This window comes from Micromonospora sp. DT201 (assembly GCF_049841575.1).
In the GTDB taxonomy this organism is placed as follows: Bacteria; Actinomycetota; Actinomycetes; order Mycobacteriales; family Micromonosporaceae; genus Micromonospora.
On the sequence record NZ_JBNCKP010000133.1, the window covers coordinates 1 to 212 of the forward strand.

1 pseudogene is annotated in these 212 nt (G+C 68.9%); it reads right to left on the reverse strand.

Annotated elements, in window-relative coordinates:
* Window positions 1-212, reverse strand: a pseudogene (locus ACLQ28_RS34705) (IS3-like element ISRhosp1 family transposase); the annotation flags it as partial.

The following is a 212-nucleotide window of genomic DNA, read 5'->3' on the forward strand; positions in this document are numbered from 1 at the left end:
GGCCAGGTCGATGACGGTGGCCAGGTAGAGCCAGCCCTGCCAGGTGTTGATGTAGGTGATGTCCCCGCACCAGCGGGAATCGAGGGCGCCCGGGTTGGTGGTGAAGTCGCGCTCGACCAGGTCAGGGCGTTTGCTGGCGTTCGGGTCCGGGGTCGTCGTGGTCCGCCACCGGCGAGGGCTTTTGCCGGCCAGTTCAGCGGCGCGCATCAGCC